At 69.7% G+C, this 406-nt stretch carries 1 protein-coding gene; it reads left to right on the top strand.

Features of this window, described 5'->3' with window-relative positions; genetic code table 11:
* Positions 1–13 precede the first annotated feature (13 nt).
* A partial coding sequence (locus IE97_RS0137890) for a TIGR03086 family metal-binding protein (protein ID WP_030252275.1) occupies positions 14–406 on the top strand: 393 nt, incomplete at its 3' end.

Below are 406 nucleotides of genomic sequence, written 5' to 3'. Positions count from 1 at the left end.
GATCGTAGGAGGTATGAACAAGATCAGTGAACTTCTGGACGCGGCCTCGGCCCGCACCTGCCCCGTCGTACGGGCCGTCCGTGACGAACAGCTGACCTGTCCCACACCGTGCAGCGAGTACGACGTACGGGCGCTGCTGAACCACCTCTTCCTCGTCGTCGCGAACTTCCAGGCGCTGGCCGCCCGTGAACCCGTGGAGTTCGGCGAGACCCCGGACGTCGTGACCGGGGACTGGCGAGGCAGTTTCGAGGAGGAGACGGCACGGCTGAGGGAGGCCTGGGACGCGCCGGGCGCGGAGGAGGGGTTGGTCGGAGGGATGGGGCTGCCCGCCAGGACGGTGGGGTTGATGGTGCTGGGGGACCTGGCCGTGCACGGCTGGGACCTGGCGCGGGCGACCGGCCAGGAC

Origin of the sequence: Streptomyces sp. NRRL S-455, from assembly GCF_000717875.1 — a bacterium.
Lineage (GTDB): Bacteria > Actinomycetota > Actinomycetes > Streptomycetales > Streptomycetaceae > Streptomyces.
Note: the sequence above shows the minus strand (reverse complement) of the source record. Positions and strands in the feature narration are given on the sequence as shown.